The sequence below is a fragment of the Vibrio sp. Y58_MX_L22 genome (assembly GCF_024181865.1).
GTDB classification, from domain to species: domain Bacteria; phylum Pseudomonadota; class Gammaproteobacteria; order Enterobacterales; family Vibrionaceae; genus Vibrio; species Vibrio alginolyticus.
On the sequence record NZ_JAMZAN010000001.1, the window covers coordinates 442,121 to 463,263 of the forward strand.

At 44.7% G+C, this 21,143-nt stretch carries 15 protein-coding genes; 4 read left to right on the forward strand and 11 right to left on the reverse strand.

Annotated elements, in window-relative coordinates:
- Positions 1-238: 238 nt before the first annotated feature.
- Positions 239-1,093 (forward strand): MurR/RpiR family transcriptional regulator, encoded by an 855-nt coding sequence (locus NL626_RS01855; RefSeq protein ID WP_005378021.1) that lies wholly within the window; start codon positions 239-241, stop codon positions 1,091-1,093.
- 76 nt (positions 1,094-1,169) lie between these two features.
- On the opposite strand, the gene NL626_RS01860 is transcribed toward NL626_RS01855, so the two are convergent.
- Positions 1,170-2,414: an iron-containing alcohol dehydrogenase gene (locus NL626_RS01860; protein ID WP_054576427.1), complete on the reverse strand. Its 1,245-nt coding sequence runs from the start codon at positions 2,412-2,414 to the stop codon at positions 1,170-1,172.
- Positions 2,415-2,791: 377 nt separating this feature from the next.
- On the opposite strand from NL626_RS01860, the gene NL626_RS01865 reads away from it, so the two are divergent.
- Together NL626_RS01865 and NL626_RS01870 are read left to right on the forward strand one after the other, a co-directional pair.
- Positions 2,792-3,058: a GrxA family glutaredoxin gene (locus NL626_RS01865; RefSeq protein WP_005378026.1), complete on the forward strand. Its 267-nt coding sequence runs from the start codon at positions 2,792-2,794 to the stop codon at positions 3,056-3,058.
- 175 nt (positions 3,059-3,233) lie between these two features.
- Positions 3,234-4,916, forward strand: a complete 1,683-nt coding sequence (locus tag NL626_RS01870; RefSeq protein ID WP_005378028.1) for an aspartate:alanine antiporter — start codon at positions 3,234-3,236, stop codon at positions 4,914-4,916.
- Between the two features lie 78 nt (positions 4,917-4,994).
- Here NL626_RS01870 and fabV read toward each other — a convergent pair whose 3' ends face one another.
- From fabV to NL626_RS01910, 8 genes are all read right to left on the reverse strand, one after another.
- Positions 4,995-6,197, reverse strand: coding sequence for an enoyl-ACP reductase FabV (gene fabV / locus NL626_RS01875; protein WP_005388648.1), 1,203 nt, complete (start codon positions 6,195-6,197; stop codon positions 4,995-4,997).
- A 174-nt stretch (positions 6,198-6,371) separates the two neighbouring features.
- Positions 6,372-8,654, reverse strand: a complete 2,283-nt coding sequence (locus tag NL626_RS01880; RefSeq protein WP_137281874.1) for an acyl-CoA dehydrogenase — start codon at positions 8,652-8,654, stop codon at positions 6,372-6,374.
- 71 nt (positions 8,655-8,725) lie between these two features.
- Positions 8,726-9,361 carry a TetR/AcrR family transcriptional regulator gene (locus tag NL626_RS01885; protein WP_005378033.1) on the reverse strand — a complete coding sequence of 212 codons (636 nt, stop codon included), beginning with the start codon at positions 9,359-9,361 and terminating at the stop codon, positions 8,726-8,728.
- 717 nt (positions 9,362-10,078) lie between these two features.
- Positions 10,079-11,230 carry a Na+/H+ antiporter NhaA gene (nhaA, locus tag NL626_RS01890; protein WP_005378034.1) on the reverse strand — a complete coding sequence of 384 codons (1,152 nt, stop codon included), beginning with the start codon at positions 11,228-11,230 and terminating at the stop codon, positions 10,079-10,081.
- Positions 11,231-11,560: 330 nt separating this feature from the next.
- On the reverse strand, positions 11,561-12,685 hold the full coding sequence (locus NL626_RS01895) for a lipocalin-like domain-containing protein (RefSeq protein ID WP_253656934.1): 1,125 nt from the start codon (positions 12,683-12,685) through the stop codon (positions 11,561-11,563).
- A complete protein-coding gene (locus NL626_RS01900) occupies positions 12,685-15,138 on the reverse strand; it encodes an ABC transporter permease (protein ID WP_005378038.1) in 2,454 nt (817 codons plus the stop codon). Before NL626_RS01900 ends, NL626_RS01895 begins: the two co-directional genes overlap by 1 nt.
- Positions 15,119-15,790, reverse strand: a complete 672-nt coding sequence (locus NL626_RS01905) for an ABC transporter ATP-binding protein (RefSeq protein WP_005378040.1) — start codon at positions 15,788-15,790, stop codon at positions 15,119-15,121. Before NL626_RS01905 ends, NL626_RS01900 begins: the two co-directional genes overlap by 20 nt.
- A gap of 187 nt (positions 15,791-15,977) precedes the next feature.
- Positions 15,978-17,354, reverse strand: a complete 1,377-nt coding sequence (locus NL626_RS01910; protein ID WP_253656935.1) for an MATE family efflux transporter — start codon at positions 17,352-17,354, stop codon at positions 15,978-15,980.
- 94 nt (positions 17,355-17,448) lie between these two features.
- Here NL626_RS01910 and NL626_RS01915 point away from each other — a divergent pair, with 94 nt between their 5' ends.
- Complete coding sequence (locus NL626_RS01915; protein WP_064353822.1) at positions 17,449-18,900, forward strand: DUF2867 domain-containing protein; 1,452 nt, start codon at positions 17,449-17,451, stop codon at positions 18,898-18,900.
- A gap of 30 nt (positions 18,901-18,930) precedes the next feature.
- Here NL626_RS01915 and NL626_RS01920 read toward each other — a convergent pair whose 3' ends face one another.
- Entirely contained in the window at positions 18,931-19,593 is a 663-nt protein-coding gene (locus NL626_RS01920; protein ID WP_005378053.1) for a DUF2913 family protein, read from the reverse strand.
- Positions 19,593-20,795: a Bcr/CflA family multidrug efflux MFS transporter gene (locus NL626_RS01925; protein ID WP_213903546.1), complete on the reverse strand. Its 1,203-nt coding sequence runs from the start codon at positions 20,793-20,795 to the stop codon at positions 19,593-19,595. Before NL626_RS01925 ends, NL626_RS01920 begins: the two co-directional genes overlap by 1 nt.
- Positions 20,796-21,143: the final 348 nt, after the last annotated feature.

Here is a 21,143-nt window from a genome sequence, read left to right on the forward strand (position 1 = left end):
TAGCGCAACAAAACTTCGTTTACACATCCAATTCTGTAGTTTTTACAACATTTTGTTTGAGGCCTGTCAAATTCTCACTAAATAGTACCCGTTATTGGTTTAGACTGATTGAAGATCAGGTTTATACTGATTCTATGGCGCTGGTTGTTTTCGTTAACGCCCCACTCTACTCCGGAATCTTCGTGTTTCCTTTCGTTAGCAGAGCCAGCGAGTTGTTCTCTATACCCTCGTGAACACTATGAATACATTAGAAAAAATTCAAAAAAACCTGGAGAATTTCAGTAAGTCAGAGCGCAAAGTTGCGGAAGTAATTATGGCGTCTCCACAAACTGCAATTCATTCAAGCATTGCAACGCTGGCTAAAATGGCCGACGTTAGTGAGCCCACTGTAAACCGCTTCTGTCGTCGTCTGGACACCAAGGGCTTTCCAGATTTTAAGCTTCACTTGGCACAGAGCCTAGCCAACGGCACCCCTTACGTTAACCGTAATGTGGAAGAAGACGATGGCCCAGACGCGTACACCCATAAGATTTTCGAATCGACGATGGCGTGTTTAGATGTCGCGAAAAATAGCCTAGATCCAATGCAAGTGAACCGTGCGGTCGATTTGCTAACGCAAGCGAAGCGCATTTCATTCTTTGGCCTTGGTGCATCATCTTCTGTTGCCCGAGACGCACAAAACAAGTTTATTCGCTTTAATATTCCAATTACTTGTTTTGAAGATATTGTTATGCAGCGCATGAGTTGTATCAACTGCAGTGATAATGATGTTGTGGTTCTTATTTCTCATACCGGTCGAACAAAGAGTCAGGTAGAAATAGCGAACCTTGCTCGTGAAAATGGCGCAACGGTTATTGCGATTACAGCGAAGGATTCTCCTCTAGAAAAGGCAAGCTCGCTGGCTATCACGCTCGATATTCCAGAAGATACCGACGTTTACATGCCAATGGCGAGCCGAGTTGTACAAATGACAGTGATTGATGTGCTAGCAACTGGCTTCACTCTTCGCCGTGGTACTGGTTTCCGTGAGAACCTAAAACGCGTAAAAGATGCGTTGAAAGACAGTCGCTATGACAAACTAAGCCAGTACTAAGCACTAAAGCTTAGTCAATACTTTATCTAGGGGAGCTCAAGGCTCCCCTTTTGTTTTAATGCTGCTAAGGGAGCAATCACCCTAAGTCGTTGACACTCGATAAGTCCGTTCTTGATTCCAGTACTTCAACAGAACTGACATGTTGTGCACTCTCTGCTACACACTCTCCACTACAATCACAGACTTGCTGCAATATGTGTATCAAACGTTCCTGATTAAGAGGTAAAGGATTCCCTTTGATTGCCATTGATTTAAGCGCATCATTCGCCACTTGCTCAAAAGAGGTTTGGCATACTCCAAATTGAGCCAGTAGCGGTAACGCTAACTTATCTAGCACCATATTTACCCAAAGAATTCCATCGTGTTCGTTAGCATTTACTCGCTCAGTGACTAATTGGGCCAGCTTACGATAACGACTTATCACATCATTCCTACCCGCGAGTTTAGCAGCGTTAATGTTCTCCTGCATCACGTGCGGAGCTAGGCGAGCCGTAATAACGCTATGGGGGGCGTCTAACTTGCCTCCTAACGCCGATGCTAACCCATGAGCAGCACCTAATTTGGCATTAGTAATCGCCATACCACCAAGCAATGCAGCGAACGATAAATCAGAGCGCGCCTTATGATTATCTTGCTTACAAGCGGCAATCACTGAACGGCTTAAACGGCGTAGCCCCTCTTCGCAGACCATATCAGTAAGAGGGTTTGGCTCACCACACACATACGCTTCCATTAAATGAGTGAACGCATCCATTGCGCCACGTCCAGATGTGTATTGGTCGGTCCCGTAAGTAAGTGTCGGGTCTACAATGGCAACGTCTGCGAGCATATCAGGGCTTCGAAGACTCACTTTCACTTTATCTTGTCCAGATTTCAGCACAGCATTTCTGGTCACTTCTGAACCGGTGCTTGCTGTCGTAGGAATTGCAATAAAATGAAGAGGCTTTGCTTTTAAAGGGACGCTTCTTCCTACCACTTCTACGTAATCGTAAACATTGCCTTGATTGGGAATAATGGCAGCTAAGGCTTTGCCCATATCGATGACGCTGCCACCACCTATCGCAACCACCATATCAGGTTGGAATTTTCTACCGAGCACTGCGGTCTCTTCTACCATCGTGATGTATGGTTCACCAACGATAGCTACGTGCTGGTAACGCATATTTTGAGCTTTAAGATATTGGATAATGGGGGCGGCTCGTTGGGTATCCTGCCCAGTAACCAGCAAAACACTGTAGCCAAATTGGTTAATAACGGACAATGAAGATTGAAGTGCACCTTCACCAAATATAATCCTTGTTGCAGTCATAAACTGAAACATACACACCCTCCCAAAAGAATATACCCAAATAACCTCTCGCCCTCTGATTTAACACTTATGTAAGAGTTGAAGTTATTTGCGTATAGCCAAAATAGATTGCTATTTTTTTAAACAAAAAAAATTGACCAATTCCACCTTGCCATCATTAACCCTTTAGAATGTATGTTTTTTATGCGTCACTTCACATACTTCAGAGCCGTAAAATAAGCACGCGCGTTTAGTTTTTATTCGATAGATTTCACCTATAGAACCAAGAGGTAATTGCCGCTTTATTTCCGTATCTGGATCGGGCATAGTTACTCCAACAAAAGAAAGCGCACTCAGCCGCTATGTTTTGTACGCTTTCAAAAAAGAATAGATTTAGGAGAAATAAGATTATGTTCGTTGTTATCTTTGGTCGCCCTGCATGTCCTTTCTGTGTTCGTGCAAAAGAGCACGCAGAAACGCTAAAAGCAAAACGTGATGACTTCAACTACCGTTACGTTGATATTCACGCTGAGGGTATTTCTAAAGCAGATCTTGAGAAAACAGTTGGTAAACCAGTTGAAACCGTTCCCCAGATCTTTATCGACCAAGAGCACATCGGTGGCTGCGACGAATTCGAAGCATACGCGAAAGAGCACCTAGGTCTATTTGACGAGTAATAAAGACTGTTTTCAAAAAAGCCGCTTCATGCGGCTTTTTTATTATTTTTCAGCTGGTTATTACGTTAAGTCAACTAATGGTAAAACCTAAAAAAATTCACTTATCTTTTTGCTATATTTAGTTACAATTCACAGTTCTTAATCTTTTTTGGCACACACTCTACCGAGCCACACAGTGAACATAGACGTCGTATACCTTCTTGAGCAAAACCCTATCCTTCTAATCTTCGTCGTATTAGCCATTGGCCTTGCCATCGGAAAAATTCGATTTGGCAAATTACAATTAGGCAACTCTATTGGCGTTCTTATTACCTCTTTGGTAATGGGCCACCTTGGTTTCTCATTTAATGCAGAAGCTTTAACCATTGGCTTTATGCTGTTTATCTACTGCGTTGGCATTGAAGCTGGACCAAACTTTTTTGGTATATTCTTCAGAGATGGTAAGCATTATTTTATTTTAAGCATGACTGTTCTCGTGTCTGCGGTCAGCTTAACGTATGGTTTGAGTCACTATTTCGGCCTCGATTTTGGCTTATCCGCCGGTATGATGGCAGGCGCATTGACCGCAACGCCAGTACTGGTTGGTGCACAAGATGCTCTTAACTCTGGCCTTGCGACTATACCGCGGAATATGGAATTTTCTCTGGTATTAGAAAATCTATCCGTAGGCTACGCGATGGCTTATCTGGTCGGCTTAATTAGCATGATCATGTTTGCTAAATTGTTGCCAAAACTGCAAAAACAAAACCTTTCTGATTCCGCGCAGCAAATCGCACAAGAGCGTGGCCTTGGAAATTCAAGCCAGAGAAAAGTGTATTTACCCATTATTCGAGCTTACCGAGTGGGCCCAGAGCTAATTGACTGGACTGATGGTAAAAACTTGCGAGAACTGGGTATTTATCGTCAAACTGGCTGTTACATTGAACGAATCCGTCGCAATGGTATTCTCGCCCACCCAGATGGTGATGCTATCTTGCAAGAGGGAGATGAAATTGCACTGGTTGGCTTCCCTGACAGCCATGCTCGCTTAGACCCTAGCTTCCGTAATGGTAAAGAAGTATTCGACCGTAACTTGCTTGATTTGCGCATCGTTGAAGAAGAAATCGTCGTAAAAAGTGACGCTATCGCTGGTAAGCGTTTATCGGATTTGAATTTGTCTGAGTTTGGCTGTTTCTTAAACCGCGTAGTTCGCGCTCAGATTGAAATGCCTATGGACTTAGACATTGTGCTCGCTAAAGGGGACGTCCTTCAAGTGAGCGGCGAGAAAAGCCGAGTACATGGACTGGCGGAAAAAATCGGTTTCATCTCGATCCACAGTCAAATGGCCGATTTGCTCGCTTTTTGTAGCTTCTTTATTTTGGGTATTCTGTTTGGCCTCATCACAATGACGTTCGGTCAGGTGTCTTTCAGTTTGGGTAATGCGGTGGGTCTTCTGTTGTCCGGTATTACGCTTGGTTTCTTACGAGCAAATCACCCTACTTTCGGTTATGTCCCACAAGGGGCGCTGAATATGGTCAAAGATCTAGGGTTAATGTTCTTTATGGTGGGAATTGGTCTAAGTGCAGGTGGAAAGATGTTCGAGCACCTAACGCAAGTAGGTCCAAAAGTCATTGGTTTGGCATTTATTGTCAGTGTCGTGCCTGTAGTTCTGGCTTACTTAGTTGGCGCACACGTACTCAAGATGAACCGTGCCCTGCTCTTCGGTGCCATTATTGGCGCCCGTACTTGCGCTCCAGCTATGGATGTCGTTAACGACTACGCTAAGTCCACCATCCCTGCCCTTGGTTATGCGGGTACCTATGCGATTGCGAATATTTTAATGACGCTAGCTGGTACGATTCTGATAATACTAAGTTAATACTCACTTTGACTATGAAATACAAAAAGGCGCTCAATGAGCGCCTTTTGTTTATTGGTTATCTAGTCTGTGATTCGATTAGATTTGAATGAAGTCTGCTTCAACTGCTGGATTCACATCCGCTTCGTAATCTACGCCTTCAACGCCGAAACCAAATAGTTTCAAGAACTCTTCTTTGTACTCAACGTAGTCAGTCAGCTCTTTTAGGTTCTCAGTCGTAATTTGAGGCCATAGCTCACGACAGTGCTGCTGAATGTCGTCACGAAGTTCCCAGTCATCCAGACGTAGGCGGTTCATCTCATCAACTTCTGCCGCGCTACCGTCTTCTTTGTATAGACGTTGGCTGAACATACGGTAGATTTGTTCCATACAGCCTTCGTGTACACCTTCTTCGCGCATTTTCTTGAATACCATTGCGATGTACAGTGGCATAACAGGAATTGCAGAACTCGCCTGAGTTACAACAGATTTAAGTACCGCAACATTGGCACTACCACCTGTTGCTGCTAACTTGTCGTTTAGCGCTTTCGCTGCACGGTCTAGGTCCATTTTTGCTTTACCTAGTGCACCATCCCAATAAATTGGCCAAGTTAGCTCAGTACCAATGTAGCTGTACGCGACGGTCTTACAACCTTCAGCAAGAACACCAGCATCAGACAACGCATTGATCCAAAGTTCCCAATCTTCACCGCCCATTACAGTGACAGTGTCTTTGATTTCTTCTTCTGTTGCAGGCTCAACGCTAGCTTCGATGATCACATCTTTGTTGGTATCAACAGCCGTTGATGTGTAAGTTTCACCGATAGGTTTAAGAGATGAACGAACTAATTCACCAGTTTCTGGCATTTTACGTACTGGAGATGCCAGTGAGTAAACCACCATATCGATTTGACCTAAGTCTTCTTTGATCAGCTCGATAGTTTTCTGTTTCGCTTCATTTGAGAAAGCGTCGCCGTTTAAGCTTTTTGCGTACAGACCTTCTTCACGCGCTAGCTTTTCAAAAGCAGCGGCATTGTAAAAACCTGCTGTACCTGGCTTCTTCTCAGTACCTTCTTTTTCGAAGAAAACACCGATAGTTGATGCACCGCCACCAAATGCCGCAGCGATACGAGAAGATAGACCGTAGCCACTTGATGCACCAACAACAAGAACACGCTTAGGTGCGTTTTTGATTGGACCTTGCGCTTTGGTGTACGCAATTTGTTCTTTTACGTTAGCTTCACAACCAACAGGGTGCGTTGTAGTACAGATAAATCCACGAATTCTAGGTTTGATGATCATATTCAACTTCCTTTAAAAAACCTTGTTAGGATAAAAGTTTCGTTGGGATTTCGCATCTAATTTCTGTAAAAATGCTCTTAAAAGGCAAGTGGTTGGAGCACTATCCCACCATCCACTCCCCAAGAATACAAAAAAGCACCTCATTGAGGTGCTTTTCTTAACATTAGTTGTCTATTATGCCGCCGGATTCAACTGCGACTTTTTTGGGTTATGAGTTCGCACTTCAGAAAAGTCATGACTAAAGTGGTCAACTTGAATCGCCTTGTAGCGCAATTTATCTGCAGCCATGATTTGATCAATTTCTTGCTCAGTTAACACGCCTGCTTCAAATGCTTGCTGCAAACGGTCATGCAGCAAACCTTTACGAGCCACTTTACCATCCTTCGCAGCCTTCATAAGTTTACGCTCCAAAGGTTTAATGTCGTACATTGCAAGGAATGCATTCTCCATTAAGCCTACGCTGTCATCCTCTGATTTTCCGATGTAGCACAGATGCGTGAGGCGATCACGTTGCGCGCCTGGTGTCATCATCGCTTCAGCCAAATTCACACACAGCTCATCACTTGGCTTATTGAAATGATTACCAAGCGGGAACAATAGCCCCTTAAGCACACCGCCAACGTATTTCACAGGGAAGTTGGTGTAAGCCTCATTTAATGACTTAGAAGCGTTATACAAACAGTGTTGAACAGCGTAATGAACGAAGTCTAGATCGCCTTGTTGACGGCCTTCATCTTCATACTTTTTCAAGGCAGCAGATGCCATATATAGATAGCTTAATCCATCACCCAAACGTGCGGAGATCATTTCTTTACGCTTCAAGTCTCCACCTAAGGTTAACATCGCAAAGTCTGCACTTACTGCAAGTGCACGACTGAGACGAGTAATGTCTTTGTAGTATTGCTGCGTTGGGCCACTCATGTGCGCGTTAACAAATCGAGAACCAGTTAGTGCTGCACCAAATGCACCGAATGTATTACCGAGAGCGTGCTTGATGTGTTTAAAGAGTAAGTTGTCAAATTCTTTCGCACCTTGTTCAGAATCTGGATTCGCCGCGGCTTCCATTTCTTTTAGAACATATGGGTGACATCGAGTCGCACCTTGACCAAAAATCATCAGGTTACGAGTCAGAATATTCGCGCCTTCAACGGTGATAGCAACCGGGATACCAAGGTAATGTTTAGCAAGATAGTTCATTGGGCCATCTTGAATCGCACGACCCGCATGGATATCAAACGAATCATTTAGAATGGTACGCGCGATTTCCGTCATGTGGTACTTGGCAATCGCGGTTACAATCCCAGGTTTTTCTTTCATATCGAGAGAAGTCGTCGTTAGCGTACGCGTCGCTTCTAGTAGGTAAGTAAGACCACCAATGCGCCCCATTGCTTCTGCAACACCTTCAAACTTACCGATCGACATTCCAAACTGTTTACGCACGTAAGCATAAGCACCTGTTGTACGTGTAGTAAGGTGACCAATCGCTGTGCCAAGCGCTGGGAGAGAGATACCACGACCAGCAGAAAGACACTCAACCAGCATACGCCAACCTTTACCTGCGTAATCAGCGCCACCGATCAACCAGTCCATAGGGATGAAGACATCTTCACCACGAGTAGGACCATTCATGAACGCAGACCCCAGAGGATCATGGCGCTCGCCTATCTCGACACCTTCATGGTCAGCGGGAATCAACGCACATGTAATGCCAACCTCTTTCTTGTCACCAAGTAGCCCTTCAGGATCCTGCAGTTTAAATGCTAACCCGAGCACTGTCGCAACTGGCGCAAGCGTGATGTAGCGTTTATTCCAACTAACTCGCACGCCAAGCACTTCTTTGCCTTCATGGGTGCCGTAACAAACCACGCCTTGATCAGGTATGCCACCTGCATCAGAACCCGCTTCAGGGCCAGTTAGGGCGAAACAAGGGATGTCTGTACCATCAGCTAAACGAGGCAACCAGTAATCTTTTTGCTCTTGCGTACCATAGTGCGATAGCAGCTCACCAGGGCCAAGAGAGTTTGGTACCATTACCGATACCGCGGTACTGATACTTCGAGTCGCAATACGAGAAACAATGGTTGAGTTCGCCAAAGCGGAAAATTCACGACCACCATATGCTTTCGAGATGATCAAAGAGAAAAATCGCTCTTTACGTAGGTACTCCCATACTTCAGGCGGTAAATCCCTGTCTTCTTTGACAATCTTCTGGTCATCAAGCATTTCTAGCAGAGTTTCAAGCTCATTATCCATAAATGACTGCTCTTCTGCCGTCAGTGTAGGCGTTGGATAATGATGCAATGTTGTGAAGTTTGGCTTGCCTGAGAATAGTTCGGCATCCCACCATACACTACCCGCTTCCATCGCCTCTTTCTCGGTGCTAGACAGAGGTGGCAATACTTTTTTGAACACTTTAAAAGCCGGGTCACTAATCCATTTTCTTCGTAGAGAGCTCATAGTTCAGATCCTTTTGTTCACGTAACCGCTCGGGGTATAATCTTATTATTGGTTTAACTTTCTTATTTGTCTTATGCCAACTGCTTTGCTGACATTCCTGCTGACAAATATGGAATCAGTAAATCGACGACAGATTTCACATCGACTTCCTTTTCAAACTTACTTTCTGCCAGCTCCGAAAGAGCTTGGCTTGAAGCCATCGTAAATACACAGGTTCCTAACGTGAAGTGCAGTCGCCAAAACAACTGTTCTTCACATAGTTCCGGGTTCGCCTTCATTATCGAGAAAGTGAAAAGGTTCAGTACCTCTTCGTATCTGGTGGTAATGAACCAGCGTAGATGACCTTGAACGTCTGTATAACCGCGGCCAATTAACAACATAAATAGCGCAGTACCATTTGGGCGTACATCATTTAATGTACGTAAAGGTAATCGCAATGACTCAAAGACATCGTCCATGTTGTAGCTATCGCGCGTGTTTAACTCAATTAATGAAGTCTTAATGCTCGGCATTAGTGCTTCTAAATACCTATCTAAAACCGCTCTAACCAGCGTTTTTTTATCGCCAAAGTGATAGTTTACCGATGCTAGGTTAACGTTAGCTTTACCTGTTATCGTTCTTAGCGAAGTATCATTAAAGCCATGTTCAGCAAAGAGTCCTTCTGCGACATCGAGTATTTTTTCTTTTGTTGATGTTCTCGGGGCCATTTTAATCACTCGTATTAAACAACTGTTTGAAAATATACTCCCGAAACTTCAGATTAACAAATGATTAACATCACACTTTAACCAATTGGTCTGACCAGACAATAAAAGGTGTGATCTAATCTTTTGAAATTCAATCGAATACTCCAGTGAAGCTTGTCAGAAGAAAACGATCAAATTTCTCAGTCCATCGCAATTGAAACGCTAACAATAGCCTTGGCGGCTCGGAGTGAGCGACGAGAGAATGAAATACATCTTCGGTTCTAGGGGAGATAAAATGAGAAACACAGAAGTTAGTAACTTCGCCAAGTTGGTAATCCATCTCGATTTTTCTATTACTTTCGGGTGTGTAAGAAGCTAGAAAGCATTAAGTAGAAATTTTTTGAAAAAAAATGGAACTGTTTGGAAAAGGCTCGGTCTGAATATACGTAACAGTTAGGGCATTTGAAGTTTCACTGGCCGTCAAACTTGTTTCCATCTAATTGTTACGTTGCTGCTTTTTTCTTATTAACTCCTATGTTTGTATCCGCCCAGTCAAATTTTCGGCTGGGCTTTTTTTCGCCTGTAGATTTACCAAGCGCCTCTTTCGATGATTTGCCCCAACTCCATAAGCCAGACCTTAGTTGGTCACAAAAGTAACCAGCCTGAAGTGGTTGATGTGCCGATCTGCAGACATAAAAAAGCCTCCCGAATGGGAGGCTTTACTAAACAGTGTGTATCTTACGCTTGCGCTTTCTTAGGCAAAGAAAAGTGCAGTAACGCGTAGCCAAGTAACGCGGCTGTCGTCGAGCCCATTAAGATACCTAGTCGAGCATAGGTATCAAACTCAGGGCTTACATTTCCAAACGCTAAAGAGGAAATGAATATAGACATTGTAAAACCGATACCACACAACACAGATACCGCAAAGATATGCTTGAAGTTAATGCCTTCCGGTAGCTTAGCTACACCCATTTTCACAGCAGCCCAACTAAAGGTGAAGATACCTAGAGGCTTACCAACCAGTAGCCCCAAAGCAATACCTAATGGCAGCATTGAAGTTAGGCCTGACATCGATACGCCTTCTAGCGAAATCCCCGCATTTGCAAATGCGAATAGAGGTAAGATACCAAATGCCACGTATGGATGAAGTGCATGCTCCATGTGCTTAAGTGGGGAATGTTCGCCCTGTTTACCCTTAAGAGGAATAGCAAAGCCGATCACTACGCCTGCAAGTGTTGCGTGAACACCAGATTTAAGTACCGCAAACCATAAGATCGCGCCGACTATCATGTATGGCGTCAGTTTCGTTACTTCCTTCGCATTCAACATGAACAGGACACCAGTCATGATGAAGCCAACAAGCAGCGCCATGCTAGAAAGATCACCTGTGTAAAACAGTGCAATAATAACAACCACGCCTAAATCGTCGATGATAGCGAGAGCTAACAAAAACACTTTAAGGCTTACTGGTACGCGCTTACCTAGTAGCGCCATGATACCTAGAGCAAATGCAATATCCGTCGCAGCTGGAATGGCCCAGCCAGAAACCGCCTCTGGGTCGTTAGCATTAAACGCAACGTAAATAAGAGCAGGGGCTAACATACCACCAACCGCTGCAATCGCAGGGAAAATTGCGGTTTCTTTTGATTTTAGCGCTCCTTCAAGTAGCTCTCGCTTCACTTCAAGGCCAATAAGTAAGAAGAAAACAGCCATTAGGCCGTCATTAATCCAGTGAGAAACTGACATACCGAATACATAAGTATGCAGTACAGATTGATAAGTTTCGCCCAGCGGTGAGTTAGCAATGGTCATCGCAATTGCCGCTGCAATTACGAGAAGAATACCACCTGCTGATTCCATTTTGAAAAAGTCACGAATGACATCGTTCATGGTTTCGTCCTTATATTTATTATCTTAATAAACGATTAACAAAGAGTGATAAGAGTGTATAGCTGTCGAAAACTTTAGAATAATCGCTTCTTCAGAGTATAAACTTCGGTTTTTTCGATGTTAAGTTTACTATACATCGTATTTTCCAACATGACACTCAATTTTGATCGGAGATCGTATTTGTTTTTGTCGCACCAAATATTTATCAAGATGATGAGAAAATCAGCATAACACGGCTTGTACCATCATGATAACCCCGTACTTTTGAGAAAAAGCTACGAAGCTTCGCGCACTAAAAAACCACCCGTAGGGGGTGGTTTTCTTCACAACTCAATAGCCTGTCAGCTGCATAAAGCCCCAAGCCTCATTGGAGCCGGAGGCTAAAGTAGGCCCTTCCCAGTAAGGTATTACAAAGGGTAGCCACATATCTGACTTGATAATGCGGGTAGTCAAATTAATTTGATGCTTCGGAATATTGATAATCCACTGCAAAGGTAACCTTCTTCCATTGGATAAACTGGTCACTTGCATTGGTTTAATACTGATATCATCGTCTGAGAGGTTGATGACTTTACCTGAGCGTGTCGACAACGTGCCAAATACGTGCGGTGTTTGCCCATGGTGACGATAACGGCTAACAGTTAATGCTCGACCATCATCTAAATTGAAAACAAACCAATCCCAGCCTTGTTGCCCCTCACCAATTAAGCCGCTGCCCCATTCTTTTTGCGCCCAAGCAGAACCCGTCACTGAGAATCGCTTACCATTTAAGCTTAAGCTACCTTTTACTTTTAAAAATGGAGCACTGAAGCTAAAAGAAGCAACAGATTGCAACGCATGTTTAACTTGGAAACCTTTGTCTCCATTCACGACAAAGGGGCCGCTTGTCATGGTATTGAGCTCAAGTCCAAACGTATCAGTATTCACATTCAAGTTGCCCGGGAAAGGCGTCGCACCGAGTGATCGCCAAGTCCAATTATCAATCCATAACCTGAAAGGACGATTGATCATACCAGCTTGGCCTATCCCACCTCTAGCTACCCGTTGCTCTTTCCATACATGCGAGCCATGACTGACGACAACATGTGAAATGTACAATTGAGGGTTCTGCCAACCGCTGGTTTCTCGCTCGTCCGTCGCAACCCTAAAATAGCTCCATTGAACATTGTAGATCTTGCCTTGCTCATCTTTTAGTTTCGCAAAGTAGTGCCACCATTCATGCTGATACTCGGGATGAAAGCGAAAGTCTGAGGGTAAAGAGACATGCTCATTAGGTAGTACAGGCTCGAAAATCGTTTGATTTTCACGCGTTAAGATAGAATCAAGTTCGCTTTCTCGTGTTGCTGTCGCCTCTAACCAAAAAGTTGAGTAAAAAGCAGCCCCAGTCAGAAAAGTGAACGTAACAACAATGAGCGTTGAAACCAACAAGCGTTTTTTAGAGCCCATTTTTTTCATTACAACGCGTCCCTTAATGACTTCATCGGTGTACTTTTGATCATTCTAATAACTGGCAATGCGCCAGCAACCATAATGGCAAGCATCGCCCAAGCAATGGTTTGAGCATACTCCCATGGAATCGTTTGAAGCTCTAGAGACCAGCCAAATGATTGCTTAATGATAATATCAACGATCAAATGTGCGAGCGCCAAGCCGAGCGGCACTGCAATAATCGCAGAAATGGCTCCGAAGACGAATAGCTGCAAACCACCTAATACGACAAGTTCTTTTCCGGACACACCCATACATCTTAATAAGGAAAAATGCCGCTGCCGTGAAAGTTCTCCTGCCAACGTCGCAAAGAATAAACCAAACACGGCAATAATCAGCGTGATATTGCCCAAGGTTCCTGCTATAGCAAAGGTATGATCAAACACTCTCATTGCTTGGCTATAAATATTACCGTTATCAAACACACGATCTTGCGGGAGACGGAATACATTCTCTAAGCGATTTTTCAGCCCTTCTCCATTGACGTTATCTTTTAATACTACGCCAAGACCAACATTACCCGTACCTGCAAATGCATACAGCCAATTCCGGTGCGACATCATCACCTGGTTATATGGGTTTCCATAATCGTAGTAAACGCCTACGACTTGCCAATCACCACCAAGCGGTTCTTGCAAGTTAATGAAATCGCCAGGGCGGATATCCAGCTTCAAGGCCATCGACTCACTGACCATTAAGCTCTTGGTAGCGTGCAGTTGATACCAGTAATTTGGGACACCTAACTTGACGGTAAGTGAGTCTAACTCACCTTCAGAAGAGCCCGTACTTACAACTTGTAGAGCACCGTGCTCGGTCGGCATATCTTTTTCCCAGCGCCACCAAACCGAGTTCACCTCTGGCTGATTCTGGAGCCATGCGCTCATCCTAGCGGCTGAATTGTTGGTCGGATAGATGTACACATCAGCGGCTAATCGCTGATTTAGCCACTTATCGGTTGTATCTCGAAAGCTTCCGACCATTGTTTCTACACCAATGTTTGCCGCCAGCGCTAACATAAACGCCATCGTAGCCACACCGCGATAGCTCATGCTGGCTGCTGCATCAGCAAAAAACCAACGGACACGAACCCATCGCATGGTATAAGAAAAACTTTGGAACATATGCCACATAATAAATGGCATAAACAACGCCACACTAACCAACATCAGCGCAATAATTGCAAAGCCGGTTTCTTGTGTTTTCGGCGCCTGATATACCGCTATTGCAGCGACACAAAACGCACATGCCGCAAGCGCCTGCCAAGAGAACTCTCTTCCAGCAAATCGCATTAGCGACAGTCGAGAAGAAAGGCGGATTGGTTGTGACTTCAGCAAACGGATTAATGGCCACAGACACGATATCAACGCACCCATCGCTGCCATGATTAGGCTATATAAGCTAGATTGCCATGACCATCCTATGGTTAAACCTACGTTGGCATCATACAAATCACTCAGGCTCGAAGACACTGCTGGGATAAGTTCATTCGCTAAGATCAAGCCAAAAAAGTTACCACACGCCCACGCAATAAAGACGAGCAAAGACAACTCTAGCAATAAGGCTTGCGCTAACTGTGTTCCGTTAACACCAGTCTGTCTCAAAATACCTACCAAACGTTGTCGCTGGATGAAAGACAGAGACATCGCTTGATAAAAAATAAACAACCCGACCAAAAACGACAGCATTCCCATCGCGGTGAGATTCATATGGAATGCGTTAGTTAGCGACTCAAGCTCAGTACGCGTATTCCTAACGAGCGTCATTCCGTTTGGCAACATGTTTTTCAGTGCTATCAGCTTTTCCTCTGGCATTTCGCCACAAGAAATCGCAGACAAACCTGAGCTCCGCTTGAGCATACGCAACAACGATATATCAGTAACCAGCCGAGTACCCGAAAGCATCTTGTCCTTATCTACTTGAATAGGCCCAAGACGGCTTCCGTCATTCATCTCAATGAAGTCCCCATCCTGCCAACTCATGTAAGCGGCCAAATCTTGACTAACGAGAATAGGATAAGGAGGCTTCATTAGTGATAAAACAGGCATCTCACCTAGCGATTTTCCTTGTTGTAGTGGGATCATCGCGACAGGATCTATCCCCACCAACATCAGGCTCATATCGGTCTTGGCATCTAGATGCAGCACGTCAAACGGTGCACATTGGTTGAACCCAGCTCGACGTAACTGAATATAGAAACCTTGAGGAATTTTATTGGCAGAGTGCTTCGTTCGGATTCGGTATGGCAAAGGATTGGAGAAAAGCTTTTCCCCAGTAGCATAACTTTGTTTTGCATGCTGGTTGATAGAAGTAACACCAACAAGGAGGGACACGCCTAAAGTTAATCCCAGCCAGACAAGAATAATTTGTAGAGGGTAACGACGGTAATGACCGAGTAGTGCCTTAACTACGGGCCATAACATGTAGCTGCCCTCCTTGAAGTCGAATCTTTCCTTCCATATGGGCGGCCACTTTTTCACTGTGCGTCACTAACAGCAAAGTACACTCCAGTTGGCGAGCGAGACTCGTTAATAAGCGCATTACTGCTTCTGCGTTTCGCTCATCTAGACTACCAGTTGGCTCATCAGCAAGCAGGATTTTGGGTTCCATATAAAGGGCGCGAGCAATCGCCGCACGTTGTTGCTGACCACCAGACGCCTCTTCCGGATAACGTCCTAGCAATGGCATTAAGTCCAAAGCAGAAAGAATTTGACGCCACAACTCTTTATCTTCCGGCAGACCTTTTAACTGACGACAAAAACGAATATTGTCGGCAATATTAAGTGTAGGAAGCAGGTTGAATTGTTGGAAGATATTACCAATATTGTTGCGGCGATAAAGGGTTCTTAAATGCTCCGGTGCTTCATGCATAGCAAAATTTGGAAACTGCACTTCACCAGAGTCAGCAGTATCTAATCCGGCGATTAAATTCAGCAGAGTACTTTTACCCGAACCACTTTCTCCCATCAGAGCAACTTGGTCGCCTTGCTGCAATGTTAATTCTGCCCCTTGTAATACAGGGTGAAACTCTCCCCCGTCTACATAGCCTTTACATAGGTCTGACAGTTTTAACATTGATTATGCCGCTCGGATGGTGTTTAAAAATTGGGATCAGAATCTACACTAAAATCCTGTTAGTAGAAAGTATTTTGAATGCTTGATCACACTATGGAAGTACAAATGCAACTCGATTCACTTTCTGTTGCTAATTTTGTTGACGTTTTGAGCAGATTTTTGCAGCCAAAATAAACTCTGTTCCTCCTTACTGGCCAATCAGGTTTTTCATCCATTTTCGGCTAACCATTCTTGGCAAGCAAATCGCCCACTTCACAACTTCTTCCGTCAAAAAGAGTAAGTAAACCCATTGTGGGTCCCAATTGAGATAAATCGCTGCAAATGCTGCGAGTGGAATCCCGATCACCCACTGCGCCAAGATGTCTTGATACAAACAAAACTTAACATCACCGCCCGCGCGTAATACACCAACAATCGCCATCATCGGCACCGAGCGTAGCACGACACCCAACGCAAGAATCACCATAAACTGTTCAGCTAGCTCGCGAGTGTCTGTTGTCAGTGCACTAAACGCATTAAGGATCCATTGATTTGACACTATCAACAAGACGGCGACCACAAATGCGATAAGCACATTCAAAATGACCGTAGCCCATGCTTGATAATAAACGGGTTCAAAATTACGAGCGCCGAGCTGGTTCCCGACTAGAACTGCAGCCGCATTCGATAAACCAATCATCATCGCCAATGCGATCGACTCAACAGGTGTCATTACGGAAAGTGCCGCCAAACCTTGTACGCCTGCTTGCCCCATGATGGCGTGATAAGCAAACAGCCCACCAGCCCACGCCAAGAAGTTAAATGTGGTTGGCAAAGAGAGGCTCAAGAAACGCGTAATTTTATCTAAGACCAATCCTGCGCGTATATCATCCCAACCAAATGCGATTATGTGTTTTTTCAACCATAGATAACCAAACAGGCAACCTACTTCGATCGCGCCACTGATTACCGTTGCGATCGCTGCTCCCGTAATCCCCAGAGCAGGAAAGCCTAATTGACCAAAAATTAAAACCCAGTTAAGAAACACATTAGATAAAATGCCTATACCACTAAAAAAAGTGCTTAAGCCTGGTTGGTACATCGCCCTTAGGCCCACCGACATACTGGCCACACATGCAACAGCAAACATGCTAACCGACGAAATAATGAGATAGCTGGCCCCTAGCTCAATCACTTCTTGTGAATCGGTAGTCAAACTCATGATGGGCTGTGGAAAAACAACAAACAAAGCAACAGCAATCGCAGCAAACATCATTGCGATCATCCATGTTAAAGCGGTACTGCGACGCACCCCAACTTTATCGCCAGCCCCCCAATATTGAGCGGTTAACAATGCACCACCCGTTGTCACCCCAACTAACATAATGGTGGTGACGAAAGTCGCGCGCGCAGCAACTCCAACTGCGGCAATTTCTGCTTCACCAAGTTGACCAAGCATAAGAACATCGACGAGGCTTCGGCTTGAAAACATCATGCTTTGCAGTGTAATTGGTAACGCGATTGCAAATAAACGACGTAAGAATGCTTTATCTGCGTGTATTGAGAGTTGAGAAAGAAAAGTCACAAGCGCTCCAACGACAACTTATTGATAGAATGGGGAAAGTGTCTCATGATTATACTCTGTGGTGTTTATTCCACCAACGATAAAAGGACAGATAATGAAAAAGGTGTTGGTGCTAGGCGCCTCGGGTTACATTGGCTCTCAACTTCTTCCGTTACTTTTAGATAAAGGTTACGCCGTCACAGCAGCGGCGCGACATATTGATTATTTAGAGTCAAGAACTCAGCCTCACCCTAATTTAACGTTAAGGTATCTCGACTTGGCTGACGCAGAGACCACGAAGGCTGTAGTGAACGATTTTGATTTAGTATTTTTTCTCGTGCACGGGATGGCTCAAGGTGATGACTTTGTTGAGTACGAACTAAACCTTGCTTTGAACTTCAAATATGCGTTGGAACAAAGCTCCGTCGAGCATGTTATCTATTTGAGTGCCATTCAACCTCAAACCGGAAACTCTCGCCATTTAGCCGCTCGTAAAGCCACGGGAAAAATAATTCGACAGTCTGGTATTCCAGTAACTGAATTGCGTGCAGGCGTTATCATCGGCCCCGGCTCTGCCGCTTTCGAAATCATGCGTGACTTTGTCTACAACTTACCTATTTTGATCGCGCCTAAATGGGTCGACTCAAAAGCGAACCCTATCGCCTTGCCCAATCTCAACCACTATTTGTTGAAGTTAGCAGAAGCCCCCTATCCAGAAGAAAGTGAAATTTATGAAGTTGGAGGGCCAGATACACTTAGCTACCGCGAGCAGTTCAAAGTCATTTGCCGAATCACGAACAAGCCGTATCGGTTGTGGTCGACCCCGCTACTTACTCCGAAAATGGCATCGTACTGGCTAGGTTTAGTTACCTCAGTGCCAACTAGTATCGGTAAAGCATTACTTGCGGGCTTAGAGCACGACTACATTGCAGACTCTAAAGCGATTGAAGAACGATTTCCTCAAACGCTGATCAGCTACGAGCAAGCGGTAACTGATACCATTCAAGATGAAGGCACATTTGTACGCAGTAATGTCTGGGGGTTTGAACCCGCAGCGCTTCGTCGATGGCAACCAGGATATGGCTATTACCCAAAACAAGCTGGAGCGAGCATTAAAACCCAAGCCTCAGCGGCAGCATTATGGAAAGTGGCGCAAAAGATCGGGAGTCGCGAAAAAGGCTATTACTTTGCCAACATCTTGTGGCGTACACGTGAATGGCTCGATATCTTTTTTGGTGGCGGAAAACCGATTCGCGTTTCTCCTCCTGGACCAGAGCTTAAAGTCGGTGATTTTATTGACTCTTGGAAAGTGATTCGCTGCGATAATAATCAGTTTCTTTCACTGTTTTTTGGTATGAAAGGCCCAGGCCTTGGGCGTTTAGAAATTACCATCAAAGATCTCGGTGACGAACGAGAGCTGGATATTACCGCCTGGTGGCACCCGCAAGGGTTTCTTGGGCTGCTTTATTGGTTTGCAATGATGCCAGCCCATCTTTTCATATTTAAAGGCATGGTCAAAGCCATCGCGAAAGAAGCAAACCGTTTAGAAAACAAAAAGCCCCAATAACAGGGGCTTCTAAACACTCAAAATGTCACTTTAGTCAGCTTTGAACGAGAGTGGAATTTCGGCTAACTGGTTGCCTTCGTTTGCGGGAAAAATAAGGTACTCGCCATGGTATTTCACCATCGATTTGTAGTCTGTTACCTTATGTACCATAAAGCCCGCTTGCGCTGCTTTCTCAACAAACTCAGCATGATTGCCACGTACAAACCAACTCATTGGCTTTACGAGCAACTCGCCATCAAAACAGCTTTCGCATTGGTCTGCACATAACGCTAAAGAGTTTTGACCTTCAGTGAAGATTTGTACTTTGCCGCACCCAATCAGTTGCTCAGACGTTGAGACTTCCCAGCCTGCTTGCTCCATCAAATCAAGAAAAGACTCAATATCTGAATCTTTGAACACTTTGGAGTCTTCACCTTCAGGGAAGAATTGCGCATAAAAAGCAGAAATACGTTTAAAGATAAACAACAAACCAGCATCGTTCCCCTTTGAGCGACCTGCTTTTTGCCAACGCGTTAAGTCATCGCCTACCGTACGTCCGAAACGTTGTGATTTTAGCGCCTTTGTTACCCAACGCACTAAATAATGGTTATTCGCAACAGGGGCATTGGCTAACTTACCTGAGCGATGCTCTTGATCTAACTCTTCAAGTGCTGAGTTAACCAAGTTTTGAATTTCTTTGGTGTAATTCGACATTACGCCTTTCTTCCTAAAGTCCAATAAAACAGTGCTGAAAGCACAGAACAAGTAAACATCACGATGATCATCGGCCAAGCAACATTCCCGGGCAGTGATGCCACCAGCGCACCAACCAATGAACCGATACCGAATCTTAATGTCCCCGCTAGAGACGACGCCGTACCCGCCATTGATGGGTAACCACTTAAAAGCAGCGCCATCGCGTTACTACCTATCGTCGACAATGTACCGATAAACAGCACAACAAAAGGCACAATGCCCCATAATCCGAAGTCCATTAACCAACTTACGAATAAACCAATCCCCGCCAAAAGTTGCACGAACAACCCAAAACGAAGCATGGCATGGGAACCAACTTTTTTCACCAAGCGACCATTAATACTGGTCATGATGATCATCGCCACAATGTTCAAACCAAATAGGTAACCAAAGTGGTCTGGTCGAACACCATATAAATCAATATAAACAAACGAACCCGCCGTCAAAAATGCAAACATTCCGGAAAATGAAAACGCACCTGAGAGCATCAAACCGATCGCTTCAGGATTGGAGCATAATCTGGCGTAGTTTCTCAGCGTCGTGCGGAAACGAAGAGGCTGACGATTTTCAGGCTGTAACGTTTCAGGGATTTTCCAAAGTACGAGAAAAATCACAACTACAGCGAAAATAGCTAATACCCAAAAAATGGAACGCCAACCAAACCAAATCGCGAGATGACCACCGATCATCGGTGCCACCAACGGCGCAATAGTAATGACCAGAGTAACGAAGGACATTGCGCGTGCAAAGTCTTCACGGTCAAACATGTCACGCACGACAGCTTGGATAATGACCGCCGCTGCCGCGCCAGCAAAACCTTGTGCCGTACGTACATAGGTCAGCGCATCAATGCCATTTGTTGTCGCACTCACAACAGCAGCCAAGCCGAAGAAAAGTACGCCTAAAATCAACACAGGTCTGCGACCAAAGCTATCGGCAAGCGGCCCGTGAATTAACTGGCCGATCGCAAAACCCGCGGTATAAGCCGTCAACGTAATCTGAACCGCGCCAGGCGCGACCCCCAAATCTTTCGCTATTGTCGGCATCGCAGGCAAATACATATCGATCGCCAAAGGCGTCAAAGCACCAATCGCTCCTAGTACCAGAAACAATAGAAAACTGATTTGGGATTGCGGAGCACTTTGAGCTTTTTCTGTCATTCTTTTACCTCTTGTTGGAGCCCTACCGTCAATACTTGCAGAACAAAGTGAAAATAACGGACAGTTCTCATATCGCTGAATGTAGAAGCCAAAAACCTGTTCTATCCAACGTTCGAGAATCATAAGGACAAATATGTACCAAGGTGTGACCTTGACGAACTCGACATAGAAAAGCATGTGAAAGCGAAATGTGTTTATGGGAAACAAACACAATGCAGTAAAAATGATGGCATTGACACCATCATTCCATTCACCGTAGCCGAAGGCTTTGCAATAAGAGTATGCATGCCTCAGCTAAATGCAAAGGCATATCACTGAGATGAGTAAGCACACCGGAATTGTCTAGGC

Coding starts and splice junctions, on each gene's coding strand:
- NL626_RS01880 (WP_137281874.1), bottom strand. CDS start 8,654: ATGAGCTCTCTACGAAGAAAATGGATTAGTGACCCGGCTTTTAAAGTG.
- NL626_RS01915 (WP_064353822.1), top strand. CDS start 17,449: ATGAAAAAGGTGTTGGTGCTAGGCGCCTCGGGTTACATTGGCTCTCAA.
- NL626_RS01885 (WP_005378033.1), bottom strand. CDS start 9,361: ATGGCCCCGAGAACATCAACAAAAGAAAAAATACTCGATGTCGCAGAA.
- NL626_RS01905 (WP_005378040.1), bottom strand. CDS start 15,790: ATGTTAAAACTGTCAGACCTATGTAAAGGCTATGTAGACGGGGGAGAG.
- NL626_RS01855 (WP_005378021.1), top strand. CDS start 239: ATGAATACATTAGAAAAAATTCAAAAAAACCTGGAGAATTTCAGTAAG.
- NL626_RS01860 (WP_054576427.1), bottom strand. CDS start 2,414: ATGTTTCAGTTTATGACTGCAACAAGGATTATATTTGGTGAAGGTGCA.
- NL626_RS01925 (WP_213903546.1), bottom strand. CDS start 20,795: ATGACAGAAAAAGCTCAAAGTGCTCCGCAATCCCAAATCAGTTTTCTA.
- NL626_RS01900 (WP_005378038.1), bottom strand. CDS start 15,138: ATGTTATGGCCCGTAGTTAAGGCACTACTCGGTCATTACCGTCGTTAC.
- NL626_RS01920 (WP_005378053.1), bottom strand. CDS start 19,593: ATGTCGAATTACACCAAAGAAATTCAAAACTTGGTTAACTCAGCACTT.
- nhaA (WP_005378034.1), bottom strand. CDS start 11,230: ATGAACGATGTCATTCGTGACTTTTTCAAAATGGAATCAGCAGGTGGT.
- fabV (WP_005388648.1), bottom strand. CDS start 6,197: ATGATCATCAAACCTAGAATTCGTGGATTTATCTGTACTACAACGCAC.
- NL626_RS01865 (WP_005378026.1), top strand. CDS start 2,792: ATGTTCGTTGTTATCTTTGGTCGCCCTGCATGTCCTTTCTGTGTTCGT.
- NL626_RS01895 (WP_253656934.1), bottom strand. CDS start 12,685: ATGAAAAAAATGGGCTCTAAAAAACGCTTGTTGGTTTCAACGCTCATT.